Origin of the sequence: Pseudomonas amygdali, assembly GCF_002699855.1 — a bacterium.
Lineage (GTDB): Bacteria > Pseudomonadota > Gammaproteobacteria > Pseudomonadales > Pseudomonadaceae > Aquipseudomonas > Aquipseudomonas amygdali.
The window spans coordinates 1-24,685 of sequence record NZ_LKBW01000311.1; the positions used below are offsets into that span (position 1 = coordinate 1).

The window sequence follows — 24,685 nt, forward strand, 5'->3', positions numbered from 1 at the left end:
CCGAGCTGGTAAAACAAGGGCCTGCCTGACGGCAGGCCCTAACCAGCCCGAACACAAAAAAACTGATACTCCCCGGGCAACCTACGCCGTATGGTTCGCCGCGCTCAACCGCTTCGCCAAAGCCAATACGCTCACCGCTGACAACAAACCTCGTAAACGCAAACCGCCCGCTGAACCACTGAGTGTCCTGTGGATCACGCCCATGCGCGCCTTGGCCGCCGATACCGCCAGAGCCCTCGAAGCACCATTGGCCGAATTGGATATCCCGTGGTCGGTGGGCTTGCGCACCGGCGATACCAGCGGCAGCGAACGCGCCCGCCAGAGCCGGCGGCTGCCCTCAGCGCTGATCACCACCCCAGAGAGCCTGACACTGCTGCTGACCCGTGCCGACGCTCAGGTCGCCTTGTCGACACTGAAGATGGTGGTGGTGGACGAATGGCACGAGCTGATCGGCAACAAGCGCGGCGTGCAGTTGCAACTGGCCCTGGCGCGCCTGAGGCGCTGGAATCCGCAACTGATCGTATGGGGCATTTCCGCGACGCTGGGTAATCAGCAACATGCGCAGCAGGTGCTGATCGGCGACGGCGGCGTGACCGTGCAAGGCAAGATCGTCAAGGACTTACAGGTCGATACGCTGCTGCCGCCGTCCATCGAACGCTTCCCGTGGGCCGGGCATATGGGCTTGCGCATGTTGCCGCAGGTCGTCACCGAGGTGGAAAGCAGCGCGAGCTGTCTGGTGTTCACCAACACTCGGGCACAATCGGAAATCTGGTATCAGGCGCTACTGGAGGCCCGCCCCGACTGGGCAGGATTGATTGCCCTGCATCACGGGTCGCTGGCGCGAGAGGTCCGAGACTGGGTCGAGCGCGCGTTAAAAGAAGGCGCACTCAAGGCTGTGGTGTGCACCTCCAGTCTGGACCTGGGCGTGGACTTTCTACCGGTGGAGCGCGTTTTGCAAATCGGCTCACCCAAAGGTGTCGCGCGCCTGATGCAGCGCGCCGGACGCTCAGGCCATGCGCCGGGCCGCCCTTCGCGTGTCACGCTGGTGCCGACCCACAGCCTGGAACTGGTCGAAGCAGCCGCCGCCCACGACGCCGTCGCCGCGCGGATGATCGAGCCACGCGAATCGCCGCAGCAGCCGCTGGACGTTCTGGTCCAGCATCTGGTCAGCATCGCACTGGGCGGTGGTTTCCTGCCTGATGAGCTGCTCGCCGAGGTACGCAGCGCCTGGGCTTACCGGGATATCAGCGACGAGCAATGGCAATGGGCGCTGGCCTTTGTGCGCAACGGCGGTCACTCACTGACGGCCTACCCCGATTACCGCCGCGCCGAACCGGATGAACAGGGTGTCTGGCGTGTACCCGATGCGCGTCTTGCCAGGCGACACCGCATGAGCGTCGGCACCATCGTCAGCGAAGCTACCGTTAACCTGAAGTACTGGAAAAAAGGCGGCGGTGGCGGCTCGTTGGGCAGTGTTGAAGAAGGTTTCATCGCCCGGCTCAAGCCTGGTGACGGCTTTCTGTTCGGCGGGCGCTTGCTGGAGCTGGTCCGAGTGGAAAACATGACCGCCTACGTCAAGCGGGCTACTGGCAAGAAAGCCGCAGTGCCACGCTGGAACGGTGGGCGAATGCCCCTGTCCAGCGAACTGGCAGACGCCGTGGTGGAGAAGTTCGATGCGGCGGCGCGGGGTGAATTCACCAGCCCTGAAATGCAAGCCATCAAACCCTTGCTGGAAGTGCAGCAACAATGGTCCGGGCTACCGCAACGTGAGACGCTGCTGGCTGAAACCCTTAAATCCCGTGAAGGCTGGCACCTGTTCCTCTACCCGTTCGCCGGCCGTCATGTGCATTTGGGGCTGGGCAGCCTTCTGGCCTGGCGCCTGAGCCAACATCGGCCGCTGACCTTTTCCATCGCCGTCAACGACTATGGGCTGGAACTGCTCAGCGCCAGCGAGATTGACTGGGCTCAGGCGTTGCGGGCTGACCTGTTCAGCGAGACGGATCTTTTGGCCGACATTATTGCCAGCCTGAATGCGGGCGAACTGGCACTGCGGCGCTTTCGCGAAATCGCTCGCATCTCGGGGCTGGTGTTTTCCGGCTACCCGGGAGCGGCGAAAAGCAATCGACAGCTTCAGGCATCGAGCGGGCTTTTTTTTGAGGTATTCAAGCAATACGATGCTGACAACATGCTGCTGACCCAGGCCGAACAGGAAGTGCTACGCCAGGAGCTGGATCTGCAGCGTCTGGAGCTGACATTACGCCAGATCAACAGTCGCAGGCTGGACCTGCATGCGATAAAACGCGCAACCCCGCTGGCGTTTCCACTGCTGGTCGAGCGCTTTCGCGAAAGTCTCAGTTCGGAAAAACTCGCTGACCGCATTGCGCGCATGGTCCGCGACCTGGAGAAAGCCGCAGGTCCGGAGCATGAGCAATGAAGCCGTACGTCGCGATAACACTGGCGGGAGAAGAGCTGTGGCTGTTGGCCGACAAGGCCGTCTACTACCCCGCAGAACGATCCTTGCTGATTGCCGATGCGCATTTTGGCAAGGCAGCGGCCTACCGCAAGCTGGGTCAACCAGTGCCACATGGCACCACCCAAGCCAATCTGCGGCGACTGGACAGCCTGCTCGATGCGTATGCCTGCGATCATCTGATTTTTTTGGGCGACTTTCTGCACGCGCCGGAATCACACGCAGCGGGCACGCTCGCGGCACTGGAACAATGGCGGGGCGAACACCCGGCGTTGCGCATCACCCTGATCCGCGGTAACCATGACAAACGGGCGGGCGACCCACCCGCCTATCTGGGCATAGATGTAGTCCCCGTACCCCTGACGCTGGGGCCCTTTGCCTTGCAACACGAGCCTGACCCACACCCTCAATTGCACGTACTGGCCGGGCACGTTCACCCTGTTTACCGGCTGCACGGGCGTGGCAGGCAAAGCTTGCGACTGGCGTGCTTCTACCTGGGCCAACGCGTCAGCCTGCTGCCAGCGTTCGGTGAGTTTACGGGCGGGTTTCAGATTCGTCCGGCGCAGGACTGCTCAGTCTATGTGACAGGCGGTGATGCCGTGTGGCGAGTGGTATAGCGTCGCTGGCCGCCGCATACGAGGCCCTGCCCCTCAGAAGGAGAAGCAGGGAACTGGTAATCAGGCAACCGGCGCAGGTGGCGGCTCGTCAGGAACGGTAGGTCCACCTGGCTCAGTGGGCTCCGGATAGGGAGTATCTGGCCCTGGATCACCCGGAATGCCACCACCGACCACATTAAGCTCGGGAAGCAGATCCGAATGAGCCATCAATGACCAGGCAAGCAACCCGATCTCGTTAAGCGGAGATTGAACCTGTTCAGAGATTTTGAAAGTAGTCTTCATAGGGCACTCCAGATCAAAGGCCGTCGCACATATCGATTATGCGAAAGCATGTGAGCAGATAGAGTGCGAAATAGAGTATTAATTCAATTCCACTAATCACCTGACCGGCAAATCAGGTACGTGGCAGGGTGACGCCACGCTGGCCCTGGTATTTGCCGCCTCGATCCTTGTAGGACACTTCACATTCCTCATCGGACTCGAGGAACAGCATCTGTGCCACGCCTTCGTTGGCGTAGATCTTGGCCGGCAATGTCGTGGTGTTGGAGAACTCCAGCGTCACATGGCCTTCCCACTCTGGTTCAAGCGGCGTGACGTTGACGATAATGCCGCAGCGCGCATAGGTGCTTTTGCCCAGGCAGATGGTCAGAACGTTACGCGGAATGCGGAAATATTCGACGGTGCGTGCCAGCGCGAACGAGTTGGGGGGGATGATGCATACGTCGCTCTTGATATCGACGAAGCTTTTTTCATCAAAGTTTTTCGGATCGACAGTGGCCGAATTGATGTTGGTAAACACCTTGAATTCGTCTGCGCAACGCACGTCGTAGCCGTAGCTGGACACGCCGAAGGAGATCACCCTGTCAGCTCCTTCGCCACGTACCTGGCGCTCCACAAAGGGCTCGATCATCCCGTGTTCCTGCGCCATGCGGCGAATCCACTTGTCCGATTTGATGCTCATGGCGGTGTCCTGAATAGCGAGGTAAAAAAGATATCCGGCATCTTACCGGCATCTTACCGGCATCTTACCGGCATCTTACCGGCATCTTACCGGGCCGGGGCCGACGGTTCAAAGGCAACAGATAGCGAGTTTGTGTGACGAGCCGGGCTCTTTCGCTGCGAATGGAAATAATCATCAACAGACCATTGGCACGTTCGGAAAAAAGGGTTAAGGTGGCGTCACTGTGTTGCTTGTGTCACTGAGAATCTCTACACGATGTTGAATTTCGATCCAACCATCTCCATGAATTTTCCAGCTCTTTGCACTCAGTCTCGGCCAGGGCTCTTCCTACGCCGCAGTTAACTTTGTCCAAGGAGATATACTATGTCTAATCGCCAAACTGGTACCGTTAAGTGGTTCAACGATGAAAAAGGCTTCGGCTTCATCACTCCACAATCCGGCGACGACCTGTTCGTGCACTTCAAAGCTATCCAATCCGACGGCTTCAAAAGCCTGAAAGAAGGCCAACAGGTTTCTTTCATCGCTACCCGCGGTCAGAAAGGCATGCAAGCTGAAGAAGTTCAAGTTATCTAACTTGTCCTGATTCGCTTAAAAACCCCGCCCTTAAAAGCGGGGTTTTTTATTGCCTGTCGTTTGAGCATTTGCGTACCCATCAAGCCATGCATAAGCCTGACCGAGAGACGTCAATTGGCTGCGCCTCCCCGCCAGAGCACCGCTACAGAATCAATCGTCGCTGACAGAAATGGTCGGCATCGCCGGGCTTGCAGCTTCCTGCAAGACGATTCGTGCGCCCACGTGACGTGCCAGCTCTTGATACACCATCGCAATCTGACTTTCCGGCTCGGCAATAGCGGTAGGCTTGCCGCCATCTGCCTGCTCGCGAATCAGTATCGACAACGGCAGTGATGCCAGCAGCTCGACATTGTACTGCGACGCCAGCTTCTCACCGCCGCCCTCACCAAACAGATGCTCCGCATGGCCGCAATTGGAGCAGATGTGTACCGCCATGTTTTCCACAACGCCCAGCACCGGGATGTTGACCTTGCGGAACATCTCGACACCCTTCTTCGCATCCAGCAAGGCCAGGTCCTGAGGCGTGGTGACAATCACGGCACCGGCAACCGGGACCTTCTGCGCCAGCGTCAACTGGATATCGCCCGTGCCGGGCGGCATGTCGATAACCAGATAGTCCAGATCATTCCAGGCAGTCTGCGTGACCAGTTGCAGCAACGCCCCTGACACCATAGGCCCGCGCCAGACCATAGGCGTGTTGTCATCGGTCAGAAACGCCATCGACATCACGTCAATGCCATGAGCCTGGACCGGCACGAACCACTTCTGGTCCTTGATCTTCGGCCGCGTGCCTTCAGCAATACCGAACATCACACCCTGACTCGGCCCATAGATATCAGCATCGAGAATACCGACCCGTGCGCCCTCGCGAGACAGTGCCAATGCCAGATTGGCCGCCGTGGTGGACTTGCCGACACCGCCCTTGCCCGACGCAACGGCCACGATGTTTTTCACATTGGCCAGACCGGGGATCTGGCTCTGTGCCTTGTGCGCGCTGATCACGCTTTTAATGGCAACCGTGGCCGAGCTGACGCCGTCCAGGTTTTCGATGGCGGTTTTCAGCACTTGCGCCCAGCCGTTCCTGAACAGGTCGGCGGCATAGCCCAGTTCGAGTTGCACGCTGACCTGTGCACCCTGGATATCGATGGACCGCACGCAACCGGCACTGACCGGGTCCTGATTCAGATAAGGGTCGGTGTACTGGCGAAGAATCGTCTCCACCGCTGCGCGATTGACTGCGCTCATGGGCTTACTCCGTAAAAGACTGAGTGAAACAGCCGACTATCGTACCTGTTCTGTCCGTAGCCGACATGATTTCACTGAACCCTGCCCAACCACTAAGGAGTATTCCCACAACCGAGCGGGGTGAAAAAAATCGCTCAGACCTTTATAGTGGCCGGTCTCCGTTTCACTTCAAGTAGCCGAGCCCCATGTCCGAGCCACGCAAGATTCTCGTTACCAGCGCCCTGCCCTATGCCAATGGTCCCGTTCACCTTGGCCACATGCTCGAGTACATCCAGACCGACATGTGGGTGCGTTTTCAGAAGCACCGCGGCAACCAATGCATTTATGTCTGCGCGGACGACGCTCACGGTTCGGCAATCATGCTGCGCGCTGAAAAAGAAGGCATTACGCCAGAACAGCTCATCGACAACGTCAAGGCCGAACACAGCGCCGACTTCGCCGACTTCCTGGTGGATTTCGATAATTTCCACTCGACGCACTCGGACGAAAACCGCGAGCTGTCGAGCATGATCTACACGCGCCTGCGCGACGCAGGTCATATAGCAACCCGTTCGGTGACCCAGTATTTCGACCCGGAAAAGAAAATGTTCCTGGCCGACCGTTTCATCAAAGGCACCTGCCCGAAATGTGCGGCTGAAGATCAGTACGGCGACAACTGTGAAAAGTGCGGCGCAACCTATGCCCCGACCGACCTGAAAAACCCCAAGTCGGCAATTTCCGGGACCACACCGGTACTCAAGGACTCGAAGCACTTCTTCTTCGACCTGCCTGCATTCGACGCGATGCTGAAAAGCTGGACGCGCAGCGGAACCCTGCAGGACGCTGTCGCAAACAAGATCGCCGAATGGCTGGACAGCGGCCTGCAACAGTGGGACATCTCCCGCGATGCGCCGTATTTCGGCTTTGAAATCCCCGATGAGCCAGGCAAATACTTTTACGTATGGCTGGATGCGCCGATCGGCTACATGGCCAGCTTCAAGAACCTGTGTGCACGTCGTCCGGACCTGGACTTCGACGCGTACTGGGGCAAGGGTGCGACCACCGAGCTCTATCACTTCATCGGCAAGGACATCGTCAATTTCCACGCCCTGTTCTGGCCAGCCATGCTGGAAGGTGCAGGGTTGCGCACACCGACCGGCATCAACGTTCACGGCTACCTGACCGTAAACGGACAGAAAATGTCGAAGTCACGTGGCACCTTTATCAAGGCACGCACCTACCTCCACCATCTGCCACCCGAGTACCTGCGCTATTACTACGCGTCGAAACTGGGTCGTGGCGTCGACGACCTGGATTTGAACCTCGAAGACTTCGTGCAAAAGGTCAACTCTGACCTGATCGGCAAGGTCGTGAACATCGCCAGCCGTTGTGCCGGGTTTATTCACAAAGGCAACGCCGGTGTGATGGGCGAGGCCAATGCAGCGCCCGAATTGACCGATGCATTCCTGGCGGCCGCGCCGAGCATTGCCGACGCCTACGAAGCCCGAGACTTCGCCCGTGCCATGCGTGAAACCATGGCTCTGGCGGATCGCGCCAACGCCTATATCGCGGAAAAAGCGCCGTGGGCGCTGGCCAAACAGGAAGGCAAACAGGATGAAGTCCAGGCAGTCTGCTCGCTGGGTATCAATCTGTTCCGCCAACTGGTCATTTTCCTCAAACCGGTATTGCCGAATCTGGCCGCCGACGCAGAGAAGTTTCTCAACGTCGAACCATTGACCTGGGAAGACCACAAGACCTTGCTGGCCAATCATCAGCTCAACCCGTTCTCGGCACTGATGACCCGCATAGATCCACTCAAGGTAGAAGCCATGGCTGCTGCCTCCAAGGAAGACCTGACCGCTACCGACACTACCGCGAGCAGTGCGCCCGCCGGTAATGGCGAACTCGCCAAAGACCCGCTGTCGGCGGAAATCGACTTTGACGCTTTTGCCGCTGTAGACCTGCGCGTTGCCCTGATTCTCAAGGCCGAACATGTGGAGGGTGCCGACAAGTTGCTGCGCCTGACTCTGGACATCGGCGACGAGCAACGTAATGTCTTTTCCGGCATCAAAAGCGCCTATCCGACCCCGTCCGAGCTCGAAGGCCGTCTGACCATGATGATCGCCAACCTCAAGCCAAGGAAAATGCGTTTCGGCATTTCCGAAGGCATGGTGATGGCGGCAGGCCCTGGCGGCGAGGAGATCTATCTGCTCAGCCCGGACAGTGGTGCAAAACCCGGCCAGCGCATCAAGTAAACCCGGACAAGGCCCGGTATCCAGCCATCAGGCGGATACCGGGCCTTTGCGCATTCGCAAACCTCCCGATCTGTCTGATAATGCTGCACCCTCGATAGACAGAACACCTGTTGGTCACCTGGCAAGATCATGACTGAATTGATTCGCCTGCTTCCCGACGTGGACCTTATCCGCAGCATCGACGCCCTTCTGCCGCAGACTCAGTGCGGCAAGTGCGGCCACCCCGGCTGCAAGCCCTACGCAGAGGGCATTGCCGGCGGCGAAGCCATCAACAAATGCCCACCGGGCGGGGACGAAACAATAGCCCAGCTGGCAGAGCTGCTTGCTGTTCCGGTTCTGAGGCTGGATATGGAACGCGGTGCAGCCCCTGCGCAGGTTGCGTTCATTCGCGAAGCAGAGTGCATTGGCTGCACCAAATGCATTCAGGCCTGCCCCGTGGACGCCATTGTCGGCGCTGCAAAGTTGATGCACACCGTGATTGTCGATGAGTGCACTGGCTGCGATCTGTGCGTTGCGCCATGCCCGGTAGAGTGCATTGAAATGCATCCGCGTCACGCCCATCATAGGCGGCCTGGCACCCACCCCTGATCTGCAAAAAGCTCGTCTGCGCAAGCGTACCCACGCCCGGCTGCGTTTCGAAGCACGCAATGCACGCTTGTACCGCGAGCAACAAACCCGGCTGGCCGAGCGTATCGCCCGGTCACAGCGCGCTGAACCAAGTCGTGACGCTTTACAGTCCGCCGCCAGACACGCCCAGAACGACAAGCCTGCCACGCCGGACGAGACCCTGAAAAAAGCCCGGATTGCCGTGGCCATGAGTCGTGCGCAGCTCAACAAGTCGCTCAAGGCTTTCGGCCATCCGCCGATTGCCGAGCAGGCCGCCAGGCTCGTGGAGTTGCAACGCGAATATGAAGCAGCCGAACAGGCACTTGCAGCGCTTCTGCAAGCCCCCGCACAGACTCATCCTGAGGAAAATCTCCGCCCATGAATGCTGCAAAACGTCAGGAAATCTTTCGCAGGCTGCATGAGGACAATCCGGACCCGAAAACCGAACTGGCCTACACCACGCCTTTTGAGCTGTTGATAGCCGTTATCCTTTCTGCCCAGGCCACTGACGTGAGCGTCAACAAGGCCACGGCGAAGCTGTACCCGGTCGCCAACACGCCACAAGCCATATATGACCTGGGCGTTGAAGGGCTGTCCGAGTACATCAAGACAATTGGCCTCTACAACAGCAAAGCCAAAAACGTAATTGAAACCTGCCGGATGCTGGTGGAGTTGCATAACAGCGAAGTACCGCAGACCCGAGAAGCGCTCGAGGCCTTACCGGGCGTAGGACGCAAGACTGCCAATGTCGTGCTCAACACCGCTTTCCGTCAGGTCGCGATGGCTGTAGACACTCACATCTTTCGCGTCAGCAACCGTACGGGCATCGCACCAGGGAAAAATGTGGTGGAGGTCGAGAAGCAATTGATGAAATTTGTGCCCAAGAACTATCTGCTCGATGCGCACCACTGGCTGATCCTGCACGGACGCTACGTTTGCCAGGCACGCAAGCCCAGATGCGGCAGTTGCCGTATAGAAGACCTGTGCGATTACAAGGAGAAAACGTCCGACGATTGAGCCAGCCCGGTAATTGCTGCTCTGTCGATTGAAAAAATCTTTTTTACCCGCTTGTGGATTGTCGATATAAGAAGCGCCAGAGAGCCCAAGCCCTGGAGTCGACTTCATGAGCACTGACAACGAGCAACTGGACGTGGACGATGACCTTGTTGCCGTCGATACGGACGAAACCGAAACTGCGACCGTAGAGCCGGCAAAGACCAATCTGAGCAAACGACGCACCATCGACAACCTGCTTGAAGAGTGGCGCTTGCAGAAACAACTGGCCGACTACGATTTCGACTTCTAGACAAGCGCAAAACCTCGCACCGGCTTCCTGGCACCTAACGTTCTACTCTGGCATTTGAAGCCTCTCGCAGAAGAGGCTTCAATACGTGAGATGGCTGCTCGTCACTCGCTCCACACACGTGGACATCAGGCACACGCCCTTCTCAAACAGGCCGGCTACTCAGACCAGCCCGTTACGCTGGGCGAGCTCGATCAGGTCGACCAGTGAATGCGCGTTGAGCTTGAGCAGCAAACGCGTTTTGTAGGTACTGACGGTTTTATTGCTCAGAAACATACCGTCTGCAATTTCCTTGTTGGTCTTGCCTCTGGCCAGTTGTTGCAGAACCATCATCTCCCTGCCGGAAAGTCGGTCAACCATGTCCGACTCGCTCGCGTTGCCCATACTGGAGCGAACAGTATGCAATGCCTGATTGGGAAAGTAGCTGTACCCCGAGAGTACCGCCTTGATAGCGCTGAGCAGCTCGGTCAGGTCCTGTTGCTTGCAGACATATCCGGCGGCCCCTGCCTGCATGCAGCGCATGGAAAAGTGGCCGGGTGCCTGAGACGTCAGAATCAGGACCTTGAACGGCAATGTCATGGCTGAAAGGCGGGCAATGACTTCCAGCCCGTCGAGCTTGGGGATACCAATATCAAGAATGACGATATCAGGAAGGTGCTCACGAGCCAGTTGCAGCGCATCCACACCGTTGTCAGTCTCCGCGATGACCTCATAGCCATGACGCTCCATCAGCATGCGTACAGCAAGGCGAATGACGGGATGATCATCCACGATCAGCACTTTATTCATGGGCAGTCCATTTTTCGCTATTCGAATTTTCAGAGCCAGCACAATAACTTAGTCGTTTACTGCTTTGCATGGCGCTCACCCTTGTGGACTGACAGCCAAAGACCATTCCTACAATTACAGCAGAAACTTCCTACAAAACTCGGCAGGAACGTACATTTTTTATTAATTTTCACAGAGCCTTCCTTTTCGGAATCTGGTGATTTTTTATTGCTGGCGGCTACGGCATAAGCATCGCAGCGCCAGTCAGTAAATGCATGCAGCAAAACCCAGCCAAACTTTTACGTTCAAAAATGACCTTGCTGCATCTGTTAAAAGTATCGCCACACTATTTTTGCATCACCGTCAGAACACGCCTGACACATGGCTTATCGCCAGCAAAAACAGCTGAAAACCCTTGAGCTGAATCATTTGAAGGCAGGCCACTACCTGTACGCCAGGAAAATGCAGGACTGCCATCAGTTTTCATCGATCTTTGTCTCGCCGCTCGCACATCGATATAGGGCGCTGGCAGGCATTACAGCCTTTATCCAGATAGCCAGCCAACTATAGAGGCCTTGCATCCGGATGCCTTACCCGAAACCCCATGATGGAAAATCAGTGAATACACACCACGCATTACATACGTAAACGGGGATTAAAAATTACACATCTATTACGGAATTTCGTACAAATATTTATTTAAGGACACACCCTACAGGCCTGAAAGAAAAGTCCTACAACAGAAGCGCACAACATAAACGCGGCCTGCCATATTGGGCCACTGTCGACAAACGCTAAATAATGGTAATCCACCAACCTTTGCACTGTCGCAAAATCTTACACACACCATAGCATAACCCTACATCATTCAAGACCATAAGTAGCTCTTTCGGCAAGTAGCAAATACCATTTTTTATTTCAGGTCCAGACACAGGGAATCGAATAGGAAACGTACTACAAAATTCACGGACGCAACATTACAATACGTAAGACTTTATAAAGAACGACACATCAATTCTGGAGACACGCCATTTTTCACTTGCAAATTTTATTACCAGTCGTTACTTTTTTAACAGAAACTTTATTATTTACTGCCATTAACTATGTGCAGCCCTATGAAACCCTATCATTAGGTAATACAGCTTTGCAGTTCATGAGCGGCGCGTTTACACGAACTCGGTGTATCACGCGAACCGGCTGAATTCAGGTGTTACGTACTCGGCTCATCAGGCGAGCTGCTGCGTGACAAACACTGAGTGCCTGGCAACTCTTTTGAATGGGCTCTGTGTATAACCATGTTCAAAAAGGGACACACCATGAATACTAGATATGCGCGCACGCGCTCATCAATACCCACCGCCTCTGAGTTAATCACCGCTGTGGAAAACTTTGTTGCCAAAGGCGGTATTATTGCAGTCATACCCGATGGAGAGGTGGCAGGCGCATCAAACCCTTCCTCAACTGATACAGCGCCAACCCTGCCAGACGGGCCTGAACACGCTGGCAAGCTTGAACAACTCAAATACCTGGCCGCCAAGGGCGCAGGCTTCACAGCGCTGCAATATTCATTACGCATGAATAAAAAAGACGTTCGCCAACTGGCCACCGAAAACGGTGTGACGATCGCTGTCAGTCAGCCCATGCTCACCACCCGCAGGGACGCCCGTCATGACACTACGGATATCGACGACGTGGTGGCCGGCCACGCCATGCATTACTCGGCGCTGGGCTATACCGTGCCGAGATTGCCCAGGTACTGGACCTGAGCCTTCGCCAGGTATGGAATATCGGCAAAGCCTATCGATTCGAGTTCAGGCAGCAACGCGATAGCGACACGCCCTGAGGCCAGACTCTAAAACAGGTACCGAGTGCATAAGTTTCGACTGCCACGCAGAAAGCACCAGGCCCCCTGCTTTTAACTTCGACAGCTACTGTAGGAAAAAACCAAAAGCACACCTGCGCTTTTCGCCATGAACGGTAAGAACGGATTTAATGAGTACATAGGCGGTGGTACATGATCGCCTGCACCCGGCTAAAGACTTCTTACATGACTTGCCGAAGGAAATACGCTGTCAATATCAAACGCGCACTGCAACACCGAAAACACATTGAGTGTCCGGCAGGACGGTTTCGAAACACTTATGAACAATGAGTAACTTGTCAGGGAGACTGAATTCGAGAAATGGCTACAGGCGTGACGGGGAACCCGGGTTTAAAGTGCAGCCCCGCGAGGGCTGCACTCATCGAACAACCAGCAGTATCAGAACAGCTTGCGGCCTTTATTCGCAGCAATACGCATACGCAAGGCATTGAGCTTTATGAAGCCTGCCGCATCAGCCTGATCATAGGCGCCTGCGTCATCTTCAAAGGTAGCAATATTGGCATCGAACAACGAATCGTCCGACTTGCGACCGGTGACGATCACATTGCCCTTATAAAGCTTCAGACGTACAACACCGTTCACATGGGCCTGAGACGCGTCGATCATCTGCTGCAGCATAAGACGCTCCGGGCTCCACCAGTAACCGGTGTAGATCAGGCTGGCGTACTTGGCCATCAGTTCGTCCTTGAGGTGGGCGACTTCACGGTCCAGGGTGATCGATTCAATGGCGCGGTGAGCGCGCAGCATGATGGTGCCGCCAGGTGTCTCGTAGCAGCCACGGGACTTCATGCCCACGTAGCGGTTTTCAACGATATCCAGACGTCCGATGCCGTTTTCGCCACCGATGCGGTTCAGGGTCGCCAACACAGTGGCAGGCGTCATCTTAACGCCGTCCAGCGCAACGATGTCGCCATTGCGGTAGGTCAGCTCCAGATAAGTTGCAACGTTCGGCGCGTCCTCAGGGGACTTGGTCCAGCGCCACATGTCTTCTTCATGCTCGGTCCAGGTGTCTTCCAGCACGCCGCCCTCATAGGAGATGTGCAGCAGGTTGGCATCCATCGAGTACGGGGATTTCTTCTTGCCGTGGCGCTCGATCGGAATGTTGTGCTTCTCGGCGTAGTCCATCAGCTTTTCACGAGAGAGCAGGTCCCATTCACGCCACGGAGCAATCACTTTGACCCCTGGCTTGAGCGCATAGGCGCCCAGCTCGAAACGCACCTGATCGTTGCCTTTGCCGGTGGCACCATGGGAAATGGCATCAGCGCCGGTTTCGTTGGCGATCTCGATCAGGCGCTTGGCGATCAGCGGGCGAGCCATGGAAGTGCCCAGCAGGTACTCGCCTTCATAGACGGTGTTGGCACGGAACATCGGGAACACGAAATCACGCACGAACTCTTCGCGCAGGTCATCAATGTAGATTTCTTTCACGCCCATGGCCTGAGCCTTGGCGCGCGCCGGCTCGACTTCTTCACCCTGACCCAGGTCAGCGGTAAAGGTCACCACTTCGCAGTTGTACGTATCTTGCAGCCACTTGAGGATTACCGAAGTATCCAGGCCACCGGAATACGCGAGAACTACCTTGTTTACGTCCGCCATGCCATCACTCCACCGGGTTGTACGGAAAACCGCTGATTCTACCGTTCAAACCAGCAAATTTACAGGGGCGCGACAGCTTGTGACGACAAGGCGACGTTTGGCAGGAGCGTTATGCAGCCCTCAGGACGTGTGCGCTGCACTGACCGCAGAGGCTACAGGTACCGGACGCTCATCGGGCGCAACACGCTCCAGATGCACGTTCACGCGGCGGTTGCGCGCACGATTGGCCTCATTGGTGTTGGGCACAAGCGGGTAGCGTTCGCCGTGAAAACGCAGGGTGATTTGCTGCTCGGGGATACCCTGAGCCTTGAAGTAGTCCATGACCGCCAGCGCACGGCGGCGGGAAAGGTCACGGTTGGTGAGTCGATTGCCACTGTTATCCGAATGGCCGTCAAGCTCGATACGGTTAACCGTCGGGTCGGCCTTCAGATAGGCCACCATGTTGTCCAGACGCGCCTTGGCACGGGCATCCAGTTCAATACCGCCACCGGGAAATCCTACTTCAGCCTGTTTGACCTGATCGAAGTTCATCGGCAGAAGTTTGGCTGTGCACGCCTGGTAATCGCTGAACGCCTTGCTGAACTTGACCGGCAGCAGGCGCACTTCCATCTGGCCACCGTCACGGGTGTAGTGACGGATAAGCGGGCTGCGACCGTCCATCAGACCACTGATCAGGCGCCCGGCCTGTACCTGGGAAGTATTGAAGGGTATGTCGCCATTGCTGACGCGCACCGAACCCAGATTGATATCACCGCGCCCCGGCTGCCACGGTGCTGCGGCGGCCAGCAGCGTTGCGGAACCGTTGCCCAGCATGTTGTATGAAGCCTTGAGGCGAAACGTCGCCTGCTCACCGGCACGGCGCACGAACTCACCGGCACCGAAGTCGGTGATCGGCTGAGTCAGGCGGCATTCGAACTGATCGCCTTCGACCTTCCACTCGATGCTCTCCAGACGTGTCTGGAAACTGATAGCCATCGCCGGGAGGCTGGCAAACATGCTGAGCAGGGCTAAATATCGCTGGCGCACGGGAGGCTCCACTGAAAATAAACGCGAAACAAAAAATGACTGACTGACAAGGGGGCTATCGGTAACTTCGTGCAAAACTTGATAGCGGATGCCTGAGAGAGTCTTTTCCGGTAGCATTCCCAGCGAGTTTGACCCGCCTGGAATCCCCAATGTCTGACCGCCTGACCCTCCTGCGTCCCGACGACTGGCACATTCACCTCCGTGACGGAGCTGTCTTGCCTCATACCGTTGCTGACGTAGCGCGAACTTTTGGCCGCGCAATCATCATGCCCAACCTCGTGCCTCCGGTGCGCAACGCGCAGCAAGCCGATGCCTATCGTCAGCGCATTCTGGCTGCACGCCCGGCCGGTAGCCGCTTCGAGCCGTTGATGGTGCTGTACCTCACCGACCAGACCACGCCTGAAGACATCCGTACTGCGAAAGCCAGTGGCTTCGTGCACGCCGCCAAGCTGTATCCGGCCGGTGCAACCACCAACTCCGATTCCGGTGTTACCAGCATCGACAAGATCTTCCCTGCCCTCGATGCCATGGCTGAAGTCGGCATGCTCCTGCTGGTACACGGGGAAGTGACGCGCGGCGAGATCGACGTATTCGATCGCGAAAAGGTCTTCATCGATGAGCACCTGCGTCGTGTAGTCGAACGCTTCCCGACGCTAAAAGTGGTGTTTGAACACATCACCACCGGTGAAGCGGTGCAGTTCGTCAATGAAGCATCAGCCAATGTCGCGGCCACCATCACCGCGCATCACCTGCTGTACAACCGTAATCACATGCTGGTTGGCGGCATTCGCCCGCACTTCTATTGCCTGCCCATTCTCAAGCGCAATACGCATCAGGCCTCCCTGCTCGACGCCGCCACCAGTGGCAGCGGCAAGTTCTTCCTGGGTACCGACTCGGCACCGCACGCCCAACACGCCAAGGAAAACGCTTGCGGTTGCGCCGGTTGCTACACCGCCTACGCGGCCATCGAATTGTATGCAGAAGCTTTCGAGCAGCGTAACGCTCTGGACAAACTGGAAGGCTTCGCCAGCCTTCACGGTCCGGCGTTCTATGGCCTGCCCGCCAATCAGGACACCATCACGCTGGTGCGTGACGAGTGGACCGCCCCTGCCAGCCTGCCGTTTGGCGAGTTGACCGTTATCCCGCTGCGCGCTGGTGAAAAACTGCGCTGGCGTCTGGAGGAACACGCGTGAGTGAAGATCATTTTGACGACGAACACGAAGGCCACGGCGGTGGCGGCGGTTCTCGTCACCCGATGGCAGCACGCTTTCGCGGCTACCTGCCCGTGGTCGTCGACGTAGAAACCGGCGGTTTCAACTCAGCCACCGACGCACTGCTGGAAATTGCTGCCGTGACCATCGGCATGGATGAAAGAGGCTTCGTGTTCCCGGAACACACCTATTTCTTCCGCGTAGAGCCGTTCGAAGGTGCCAACATCGAAGCCGCTGCGCTGGAGTTTACCGGTATCAAGCTGGATCACCCGTTGCGCATGGCGGTCAGCGAAGAAACCGCAATGAACGACATCTTCCGCGGCGTGCGCAAGGCTCTCAAGGCCAATGGCTGCAAACGCGCCGTGCTGGTCGGCCACAACGCCAGCTTCGACCTCGGCTTCGTCAATGCCGCTGTCGCGCGAATGGACATGAAGCGCAACCCGTTTCACCCGTTCTCAAGCTTCGACACCGCTACCCTCGCAGGCCTGGCCTACGGTCAGACCGTGCTGGCCAAGGCCTGCCAGGCTGCCGGAATCGACTTCGACGGCCGCGAGGCCCACTCGGCTCGCTACGACACCGAGAAAACTGCAGAGCTGTTCTGCGGCATCGTCAACCGCTGGAAGGAAATGGGCGGCTGGGAAGACTTCGACGACTAAGGTCGGCACGCCAGTGAACGGACCGGCTTCGCGCCGGTTTTTTCATGCCTGTCTGGAACGGGATATCTGGATACGCTGACTCTGAAAACAACCACTCATCGTTCTACCTGAATCGAACCCAAAACAGTTTTGACAAGCATTCTCATTAACATTAAGCTCCTCGGCACCAAGCAATAAACCAGCGACGGTCAATAGCTTATGTATGTTTGTCTTTGCCAAGGTGTCACAGACGGTCAAATCCGGGATGCAATTCTGGAAGGCTGCTGCAGTTATCGTGAAGTCCGTGAAACGCTGGGTGTTGCGAGTAAATGCGGAAAATGCGCCTGCCTTGCGAAGGAAGTGGTGCGTGACACGCTGACAGAACTGCAAACCACTCAGGCATCGCTGGCCTATCCAGCAGAATTTTCAGCCGCCTGAATACCCCTCTTTTAAAGAACCGGGCACCCTGCCCGGTTTTTTTATGCCTGTAATTCAAGCGCTTAGCGTCAAGATGCGGAACTCAAACATTCTTATTCCTATTTAAATTCACTTATTATTCAACAACTTAGGTTTGACAGGCGTTTAAGCGCGGCTCACACTCGGCGCTTATATACACAAGCCACCGGCAGGACCTCGAACATGAAAGGCGACATTACAGTCATCCAGCATCTCAACAAGATCCTCGGAAACGAGCTGGTCGCCATCAATCAGTATTTCCTGCATGCGCGCATGTATGAAGACTGGGGTCTGAAAAAGCTCGGCGGCCATGAGTACAAAGAATCCATCCATGCGATGAAGTATGCCGACCAGCTGATCAAGCGCACGCTGTTCCTTGAAGGGCTGCCAAACCTGCAGGATCTGGGCAAGATCCTGATTGGCGAGCACACCAAGGAAATGCTGGAGTGCGACGTGAAGATCGAGCAAAAAGGTCTGGCCGATCTGAAAGCCGCGATCGCTCACTTTGAGACAGTTGGTGACTTCGGCAGCCGTGAGCTGCTGGAAGACATCCTCGAGCCCAAGGAAGAGCAAATCGACTGGCTCGAGACCCAGCTGGGTCTGATCGTCAAGGTCGGTATCGAGAACTACCTGCAGTCGCAGATGGGCGACTGATTTACCGGTTGCGTTGCAATGAAAAAGCCCGCCTCAATCGAGAGCGGGCTTTTTCTTGTGCGTAAAACCAATGATTGAGCGCAGGGCACGATAATCTCGACGATCGTGCCCACGCTGCAGCGCAACGCTTTACTCGGCTTTGGCGGCCGATGCTTCCTTGACCAGAGTTTGCAGCGAACCATCAGCCATCATTTCGGTGATGATGTCGCTACCGCCGACCAGTTCGCCAGCCACCCACAATTGCGGGAAAGTCGGCCAGTTGGCGTACTTTGGCAGGTTGGCGCGAATTTCAGGGTTTTGCAGAATGTCGACGTAGGCAAATTTTTCGCCACACGCCATCAATGCCTGGGAAGCCTTGGCCGAAAAGCCGCATTGAGGGGCATTCGGAGCGCCTTTCATGTAAAGCAGAATGGTGTTATTGGCAATCTGCTCTTTGATCGTTTCGATGATATCCATGGAGCACCTCGGCTGAAATATCCGACTCAGTTGTCGGCACGGTGGCGCATTGTAACGAAATCCCGAGCATGACGCTCTGTCTTGAGCCTTAACAGGCAGCCACCTGTACCGGCACACCGTTCAACGCCGCATTGCCGGAGAGTACATCGAGTTGCCGTTCGTCGGTCAGGTCATTGGCGCTCACCCCTGGCTGACTCCGGGCAATATCCATTTTCACCCCCGCACGCGAATGCCCCCAGCCATGCGGCAGGCTGACCACTCCGGGCATCATGTCCAGACTGCCCAACACCTGCACCTCGATCGTCCCGACCCGGGAGCTGACCCGAACCTGCTGGCCATCGCTCAAACCACGACAGGCAAGATCGTCAGGGTGCATCAGCAATTGATGCCGGGGCTTGCCTTTTACCAGCCTGTGATAGTTGTGCATCCACGAATTATTGCTGCGCACGTGCCGACGACCAATCAGCAACAATGCTCCGGAATCGGGAGCGGGATCGGCAGCGAAGCGCGTCAGGTCGGCCATGATGACCTCTGGGGCCGCCTGAATCCGCCCATTGGCGGTTTTCAGGCGCTCGGTGAGGTTAGGCTTCAACGCGCCCAGATCAAGCCCATGCAGGTGACTGGCCAGCGTTTCCAGTGACAGTTTGTGCGGCGATGCATCGCCATAGAAGCCTGCGCGCAACCCGCGATCAATCATCTGCGCGGGTGGCAGGGTCGGTTTGAGTTCACGCTGCGCCTGGGCTGCAAATGATCTGGCCAGACCGACAAAGATCTCCCAGTCATGCAGCGCACCTTCGGGCTTGTCGAAAATGGCCTGATTGAAGCGAGTGACGTTGCGCACTGCGAGGGTATTGAAGGTGGTGTCGTAGTGATCGTTTTCCAACGCTGAGGTGGACGGCAGGATCAAGTCGGCGTGGCGGGTAGTTTCGTTGATGTACAGATCAATGCTGAGCATGAACTCCAGACCTTCGAGCGCCTGTTCCAACTGACGGCCATTTGGGGTGGACAGAACCGGGTTACCCGCGACAGTCACCAGCGCGCGAACCTGCCCTTCCCCGTCCACGAGCATTTCCTCGGCGAGCGCTGAAACCGGCAACTCGCCGCCGTACTCAGGCAGGCCGGACACCCGGCTTTGCCATAGATTGAAATGGCCGCCCGAAGTCGAACTGACGAGGTCAACTGCGGGCTCCGTACACAGCGTTCCGCCCACGCGATCCAGGTTGCCGGTCACCAGATTGATCAGTTGCGCCAACCAGTGACACAGCGTGCCGAAGGCCTGGGTCGACACCCCCATTCGGCCATAACAGACCGCCTTGTCGGCTGCAGCAAAATCCCGCGCCAGTTGCCGGATCTGCTCGGCAGCAATGCCGCAGCGTGGGCTCATGGCCTGCGCAGTGAAACCTGCAATGGCGTGTCGCACCTGATCCAGGCCATCGATAGGCAAGTGACTCTCGCGAGTCAGGCCTTCTTCAAACAGAGTATTGAGCAGCCCGAACAGCAGCGCTGCATCACCGCCCGGACGCACGAACAGGTGCTGGTCGGCGATGGCCGCCGTCTCACTGCGGCGCGGGTCGATGACCACGAGTTTACCGCCGCGCTGCTGGATGGCTTTCAGACGCTTCTCAACATCCGGCACGGTCATGATGCTGCCGTTGGACGCCAATGGGTTGCCACCCAGGATCAGCATGAAGTCGGTGTGATCGATATCCGGAATCGGCAACAGCATGCCGTGGCCATACATCAGAAAACTGGTGAGGTGATGCGGCAACTGGTCAACCGAGGTCGCCGAGAAGCGATTACGAGTCTTGAGCAGCCCGAGAAAGTAATTGCTGTGGGTCATCAGCCCATAGTTGTGCACACTGGGGTTACCCTGATAAACCGCTACCGTGTTCTGCCCATGGCGCTGTTGAATGGCGTAAAGCCGCTCTGCCACCATATCGAACGCGGCCTGCCAGGCAATCGGCCGCCATTGATCACCACTGCGCAGCATCGGCTGACGCAAGCGGTCGGGGTCGTTCTGGATGTCTTGCAGGGCAACAGCCTTGGGGCAGATGTGGCCACGGCTGAAAGTGTCCAGCGGGTCACCCTTGATCGAGGTGATGCACGGGGCAGAATCCGGCTCGTTAACGGTCTCGATGGCAAGACCGCAAATGGCCTCGCACAGGTGGCAGGCGCGGTAGTGTTCAGTCCGGGTCATCACAGCCTCAGATCTTGTCGTGGCAATCCGGTTGATTGCCTGACAAGCACTATGGCCGCTGCCAATACCCCGCGCCACTGACGTTTGTCATGTGAATCGGGGAGCATCAGGCGCGCCGATGAGTAGACCGTATCAGCCGCCGATAGGCGTGACGACCTTGCGCTGCAGCTGGATTTCAGTGACGGTTTCGACCTGCTCCTGAGCCAGGTGAACACCGGTCAGGTCACCGATCAGGCGCCAGTGCTCGTCGAGCCCTGAGCTGATGGTCGCCATGCGATCAATCATGCGCCGCCCCGCATTACGCGTGACTTCGTCCTCGCTGCGCAGCAACTCAAAGGACATCGAGGTCATTGAGGCGGTCAGATGGGTAAGCGTGCGGGCGGTCAGCCCGAGTAACTCCGTTAGTTGACGCTCTTTTGAGTCCATTCCCCACCCCTCGATCAGTAATGTATCGGCAACGATTTATAACCTACGCCCGGCATTAAAGAAACGGTCCTTGTTTCCAGCCCGTGAAGCGGGTCGCATTCAGCGCACCCGCGCAAACCCGGACTGTTGCAGGATTGGTACTAATTGCCAAGCGCTATTTGAGCAGTGTACAAATGCTGCCTTCGGAAAAAGCAGAGATGGCTATTGGCCTCATCAGCTTAGCCAGTTTTTAACTCGTCAACAAAGAATAACAGTGCCCCCTGAAAGGGAGCGCCAGTGACATAGGTGTTTCAGAAAACAGCATGCTATTGGTAAGACGCGACATTTTTTTATACTATCGCGCCTTTCTTATTCGTCGCCTCGTGCGGCTTCCGCCGCAGGTCTCGCCCGTTTTCCCGATAAAAACCGGCTTTGATAACCTGCGGTCTGTTGCAAAAAAGGTAGTTAATCATGAACGCCAGGCACTTTCTCTCGATGATGGATTACACCCCAGATGAACTCCTGGGCTTGATCCGTCGTGGCGTAGAGCTCAAAGACCTGCGAAATCGCGGTGAGCTTTTTGAGCCGCTGAAGAACCGGGTATTGGGGATGATTTTCGAGAAATCCTCGACACGTACCCGTCTTTCTTTTGAAGCAGGGATGATTCAGTTGGGTGGCCAGGCCATCTTTTTGTCCCATCGCGACACCCAATTGGGCCGTGGCGAGCCAATTGCCGACAGCGCAAAAGTGATGTCACGCATGCTCAATGCGGTAATGATCCGTACCTACGCGCACAGTAATCTGACCGAATTCGCCGCCAATTCCCGCGTTCCGGTTATCAATGGTCTGTCGGATGACCTGCACCCATGCCAGTTGCTGGCCGACATGCAAACCTTTCTGGAGCATCGCGGCTCGATCAAAGGCAAGACCGTCGCCTGGATCGGCGATGGCAACAATATGTGCAATAGCTATATAGAAGCGGCCATTCAGTTCGACTTCCAGTTGCGCGTGGCCTGCCCTGCCGGTTACGAGCCGAACCCCGAGTTCCTGGCGCTGGCAGGTGAGCGAGTGACCATTGTCCGCGACCCGAAAGCAGCAGTCGCCGGTGCACACCTGGTCAGCACCGACGTGTGGACCTCCATGGGTCAGGAAGAGGAAACCGCTCGGCGCATGGCGTTGTTCGCACCGTTTCAGGTAACGCGCGCCTTGCTCGACCTGGCCGACAAGGACGTACTGTTCATGCACTGTCTGCCTGCCCACCGTGGCGAAGAAATCAGTGTAGATCTGCTGGATGATTCGCGTTCGGTCGCGTGGGATCAAGCTGAAAATCGCCTGCACGCGCAGAAAGCGTTGCTGGAGTTTCTCGTCGCGCCGTCCCATCAGCGCGCATGAGCCAGTTGCTGCTGAACCTGCGCAATCTGGCTTGTGGCTACCAGAATCAGCGCGTGGTGCAGGAGTTGAATCTGCACCTTAACGCGGGCGATATAGGCTGCCTGCTGGGATCGTCGGGCTGCGGCAAGACCACCACACTGCGTGCGATTGCCGGTTTCGAGCCGATACATGCAGGGGAGATAACCCTGGCGGGCGAAGTCATTTCCCGTCCGGGCTGGACTCTGGCACCGGAGAAGCGTCGCATCGGCATGGTGTTTCAGGATTACGCGCTGTTCCCGCACCTTAGCGTCGCCGAGAACATCGCATTCGGCATTCGCAACCACCCGCGGCTGGATCAGGTAGTCGCCGAGTTGCTTGAACTGGTCAACCTCGGCGCCCTGGGCAAACGCTACCCTCACGAGTTGTCCGGTGGGCAGCAGCAACGAGTGGCCCTGGCCAGGGCGCTGGCACCGGAGCCACAACTGTTGTTGCTCGATGAACCCTTCTCCAACCTGGATGGCGAGTTGCGTAGACGTCTGAGCCATGAGGTGCGCGATATTCTCAAGGCGCGTGGCACCAGTGCCATTCTGGTGACCCATGATCAGGAAGAGGCTTTCGCGGTCAGCGATCATGTCGGCGTATTCAAGGAGGGTCGCCTGGAGCAGTGGGATACGCCTTACAACCTGTATCACGAACCTCGCACACCCTTTGTTGCCAGCTTCATTGGACAGGGGTATTTCATTCGCGGGCAGATGATAGACCCCGAATCAGTGCGCACCGAACTGGGTGTTCTGCGTGGCAACCGGGCATATCCGGGCGTCAGCGGCAGCGCCGTGGATGTCTTGCTGCGACCTGACGATATCGTCTACGCGCCGCAAAGCGACCTGAAAGCGCGGGTAATCGGTCGAACATTTCAGGGCGCATCGACGCTGTATCGCCTGCAGCTGTCTACCGGCAGCCAACTTGAAGCCATTTTCCCCAGTCATGCCGATCACAGCCAGGGCGAGGAAGTCGGTATTCGGGTAGCAGCTGACCATCTGGTGCTGTTTGCAGCGCCAGGCAGCGTCGCGGCGCATACGGTCAATCACTGAGCCCCAGCTTATTCCCTGCCAATCGCTGCGAACCGAGCCTGCGTATGCTCGGCCAGCACGGCTGCCGAAAGCTCAACCTCCAGCCCCCTCCTCCCGGCGCTGACGTAAATACTCTCAAAACCCTGCGCTGTGTCGTCAATGAACGTACGCAGGCGCTTCTTCTGGCCCAGTGGGCTGATGCCACCCAACAGCTAGCCCGTTGAGCGCTGCGCCGCCGCGGGGTCCGCCATTTCGGTTTTTTTCGCCCCGGCGGCCTGTGCCAGAGCCTTCAGATCAAGCGTTCCGACGACCGGCACTACGGCGACCAGTAACTCGCCCTTTTCGGTACTGGCCAACAATGTCTTGAAAACCCGCGCGGGCTCCAGCCCCAGCTTTTCCGCTGCTTCCAGCCCATATGACGCTGCTTTGGGATCGTGTTCGTAACTGTGGATACGATGTTCGGCGCGAAGTTTTTTCAGTAAATCCAGTGCAGGGGTCATGCAACGCTCCTTAGGCTTCCGACTGCCTGCCACTTTAAGCCAAGTAAAGTGAACATGCCTTGATTCACGCCACCTGCAACACTGATGGCTTTTTGGTAACAGCCATAAAATCTCGGTATAAAGCGGCTGTGCGGGCTCGTATCCACTCCATGACCGTTCGGTTCCGACCTTTGACAGCGTTGTTTCTTGTCTATATTTTTTCGTTTACGAATATTATCGAAAGCGGTTTTTCGGTATAACTCGCACCAGCGATCAGAAATGGGGTTTTTCTGATACGCACGAATAACGAGCACCCATGCCTGTCTCAGGGTGCCGAGACAAAAACAAAAATGAGGTATCCATGACCATCGCACTAGGGTTTGTCTGAAAAGTCGCCTTGGTTAAAATGATGTCCTCTGGTTGCCAAGAGGGCCATCATGACTGACCGTTATGAAATTTCATCTGATCGT

At 56.9% G+C, this 24,685-nt stretch carries 21 protein-coding genes and 3 pseudogenes; 14 read left to right on the forward strand and 10 right to left on the reverse strand.

Translation table 11 applies throughout. The annotated features are described in order from the left end of the window. The first annotated feature begins 25 nt into the window (after positions 1-25). Together AO277_RS25265 and pdeM are read left to right on the forward strand one after the other, a co-directional pair. Positions 26-2,434: a ligase-associated DNA damage response DEXH box helicase gene (locus AO277_RS25265; RefSeq protein ID WP_044319086.1), complete on the forward strand. Its 2,409-nt coding sequence runs from the start codon at positions 26-28 to the stop codon at positions 2,432-2,434. Beyond that, positions 2,431-3,087 carry a ligase-associated DNA damage response endonuclease PdeM gene (pdeM, locus tag AO277_RS25270; RefSeq protein ID WP_044319085.1) on the forward strand — a complete coding sequence of 219 codons (657 nt, stop codon included), beginning with the start codon at positions 2,431-2,433 and terminating at the stop codon, positions 3,085-3,087. The genes AO277_RS25265 and pdeM overlap by 4 nt, the downstream gene beginning before the upstream one ends. Positions 3,088-3,147: 60 nt before the next feature. On the opposite strand, the gene AO277_RS25275 is transcribed toward pdeM, so the two are convergent. Continuing rightward, the gene (locus tag AO277_RS25275) at positions 3,148-3,369 is read right to left on the reverse strand and encodes a hypothetical protein (protein WP_002554835.1); all 222 of its coding nucleotides are present in this window, start codon (positions 3,367-3,369) and stop codon (positions 3,148-3,150) included. 112 nt (positions 3,370-3,481) lie between these two features. Next, on the reverse strand, positions 3,482-4,048 hold the full coding sequence (dcd, locus tag AO277_RS25280) for a dCTP deaminase (RefSeq protein WP_002554836.1): 567 nt from the start codon (positions 4,046-4,048) through the stop codon (positions 3,482-3,484). A 363-nt stretch (positions 4,049-4,411) separates the two neighbouring features. Here dcd and AO277_RS25285 point away from each other — a divergent pair, with 363 nt between their 5' ends. Beyond that, positions 4,412-4,621: a cold-shock protein gene (locus AO277_RS25285; protein WP_002554837.1), complete on the forward strand. Its 210-nt coding sequence runs from the start codon at positions 4,412-4,414 to the stop codon at positions 4,619-4,621. Positions 4,622-4,771: 150 nt separating this feature from the next. Here the strand turns inward: AO277_RS25285 and apbC are convergent, their stop codons facing one another. Then, the gene (apbC, locus tag AO277_RS25290) at positions 4,772-5,866 is read right to left on the reverse strand and encodes an iron-sulfur cluster carrier protein ApbC (RefSeq protein WP_002554838.1); all 1,095 of its coding nucleotides are present in this window, start codon (positions 5,864-5,866) and stop codon (positions 4,772-4,774) included. Positions 5,867-6,051: 185 nt separating this feature from the next. On the opposite strand from apbC, the gene metG reads away from it, so the two are divergent. From metG to AO277_RS25310, 4 genes and pseudogenes are all read left to right on the forward strand, one after another. Next, positions 6,052-8,100: a methionine--tRNA ligase gene (gene metG, locus AO277_RS25295; RefSeq protein ID WP_002554839.1), complete on the forward strand. Its 2,049-nt coding sequence runs from the start codon at positions 6,052-6,054 to the stop codon at positions 8,098-8,100. Positions 8,101-8,229: 129 nt separating this feature from the next. Continuing rightward, positions 8,230-9,088 (forward strand): annotated as a pseudogene (gene rsxB, locus AO277_RS25300) (electron transport complex subunit RsxB). Further along, positions 9,085-9,723: an endonuclease III gene (gene nth / locus AO277_RS25305; protein ID WP_002554841.1), complete on the forward strand. Its 639-nt coding sequence runs from the start codon at positions 9,085-9,087 to the stop codon at positions 9,721-9,723. The pseudogene rsxB and the gene nth overlap by 4 nt, the downstream one beginning before the upstream one ends. Before the next feature lie 106 nt (positions 9,724-9,829). Next, on the forward strand, positions 9,830-10,012 hold the full coding sequence (locus tag AO277_RS25310) for a PA3496 family putative envelope integrity protein (RefSeq protein WP_044319084.1): 183 nt from the start codon (positions 9,830-9,832) through the stop codon (positions 10,010-10,012). Positions 10,013-10,171: 159 nt separating this feature from the next. Here AO277_RS25310 and AO277_RS25315 read toward each other — a convergent pair whose 3' ends face one another. Next, positions 10,172-10,798, reverse strand: coding sequence for a response regulator transcription factor (locus AO277_RS25315; RefSeq protein ID WP_002554843.1), 627 nt, complete (start codon positions 10,796-10,798; stop codon positions 10,172-10,174). 1,295 nt (positions 10,799-12,093) lie between these two features. Between AO277_RS25315 and AO277_RS25320 the strand changes: the two are divergent. Beyond that, positions 12,094-12,620: pseudogene (locus tag AO277_RS25320) on the forward strand (hypothetical protein). Positions 12,621-13,037: 417 nt separating this feature from the next. Here the strand turns inward: AO277_RS25320 and AO277_RS25325 are convergent. Both AO277_RS25325 and AO277_RS25330 read right to left on the reverse strand, forming a co-directional pair. After that, positions 13,038-14,255 carry an argininosuccinate synthase gene (locus tag AO277_RS25325; RefSeq protein ID WP_044319083.1) on the reverse strand — a complete coding sequence of 406 codons (1,218 nt, stop codon included), beginning with the start codon at positions 14,253-14,255 and terminating at the stop codon, positions 13,038-13,040. 120 nt (positions 14,256-14,375) lie between these two features. Beyond that, the gene (locus AO277_RS25330; protein ID WP_002554847.1) at positions 14,376-15,281 is read right to left on the reverse strand and encodes a flagellar protein MotY; all 906 of its coding nucleotides are present in this window, start codon (positions 15,279-15,281) and stop codon (positions 14,376-14,378) included. A 149-nt stretch (positions 15,282-15,430) separates the two neighbouring features. Here AO277_RS25330 and pyrC point away from each other — a divergent pair, with 149 nt between their 5' ends. From pyrC to bfr, 4 genes are all read left to right on the forward strand, one after another. Beyond that, a complete protein-coding gene (pyrC, locus tag AO277_RS25335) occupies positions 15,431-16,474 on the forward strand; it encodes a dihydroorotase (protein ID WP_044319082.1) in 1,044 nt (347 codons plus the stop codon). After that, positions 16,471-17,148, forward strand: coding sequence for a ribonuclease T (gene rnt / locus AO277_RS25340; protein ID WP_002554849.1), 678 nt, complete (start codon positions 16,471-16,473; stop codon positions 17,146-17,148). The genes pyrC and rnt overlap by 4 nt, the downstream gene beginning before the upstream one ends. 198 nt (positions 17,149-17,346) lie before the next feature. After that, complete coding sequence (locus AO277_RS25345) at positions 17,347-17,565, forward strand: bacterioferritin-associated ferredoxin (RefSeq protein WP_002554850.1); 219 nt, start codon at positions 17,347-17,349, stop codon at positions 17,563-17,565. Between the two features lie 201 nt (positions 17,566-17,766). Further along, on the forward strand, positions 17,767-18,237 hold the full coding sequence (gene bfr, locus AO277_RS25350; protein ID WP_044319081.1) for a bacterioferritin: 471 nt from the start codon (positions 17,767-17,769) through the stop codon (positions 18,235-18,237). Between the two features lie 129 nt (positions 18,238-18,366). Here the strand turns inward: bfr and grxD are convergent, their stop codons facing one another. From grxD to plzR, 3 genes are all read right to left on the reverse strand, one after another. Beyond that, entirely contained in the window at positions 18,367-18,693 is a 327-nt protein-coding gene (grxD, locus tag AO277_RS25355) for a Grx4 family monothiol glutaredoxin (protein WP_002554852.1), read from the reverse strand. A gap of 88 nt (positions 18,694-18,781) precedes the next feature. After that, positions 18,782-20,890, reverse strand: coding sequence for a molybdopterin oxidoreductase family protein (locus AO277_RS25360; protein ID WP_099259151.1), 2,109 nt, complete (start codon positions 20,888-20,890; stop codon positions 18,782-18,784). Between the two features lie 132 nt (positions 20,891-21,022). Beyond that, the gene (gene plzR / locus AO277_RS25365; protein ID WP_002554854.1) at positions 21,023-21,316 is read right to left on the reverse strand and encodes a PlzR type 4 pili assembly inhibitor; all 294 of its coding nucleotides are present in this window, start codon (positions 21,314-21,316) and stop codon (positions 21,023-21,025) included. Positions 21,317-21,766: 450 nt separating this feature from the next. Here plzR and argF point away from each other — a divergent pair, with 450 nt between their 5' ends. Both argF and AO277_RS25375 read left to right on the forward strand, forming a co-directional pair. Further along, on the forward strand, positions 21,767-22,687 hold the full coding sequence (gene argF / locus AO277_RS25370; RefSeq protein ID WP_044319079.1) for an ornithine carbamoyltransferase: 921 nt from the start codon (positions 21,767-21,769) through the stop codon (positions 22,685-22,687). Beyond that, complete coding sequence (locus AO277_RS25375; protein WP_004658185.1) at positions 22,684-23,757, forward strand: ABC transporter ATP-binding protein; 1,074 nt, start codon at positions 22,684-22,686, stop codon at positions 23,755-23,757. Before argF ends, AO277_RS25375 begins: the two co-directional genes overlap by 4 nt. 8 nt (positions 23,758-23,765) lie before the next feature. Here the strand turns inward: AO277_RS25375 and ybaK are convergent. Continuing rightward, a pseudogene (ybaK, locus tag AO277_RS25380) lies at positions 23,766-24,236 on the reverse strand (Cys-tRNA(Pro) deacylase). Between the last annotated feature and the right edge of the window lie 449 nt (positions 24,237-24,685).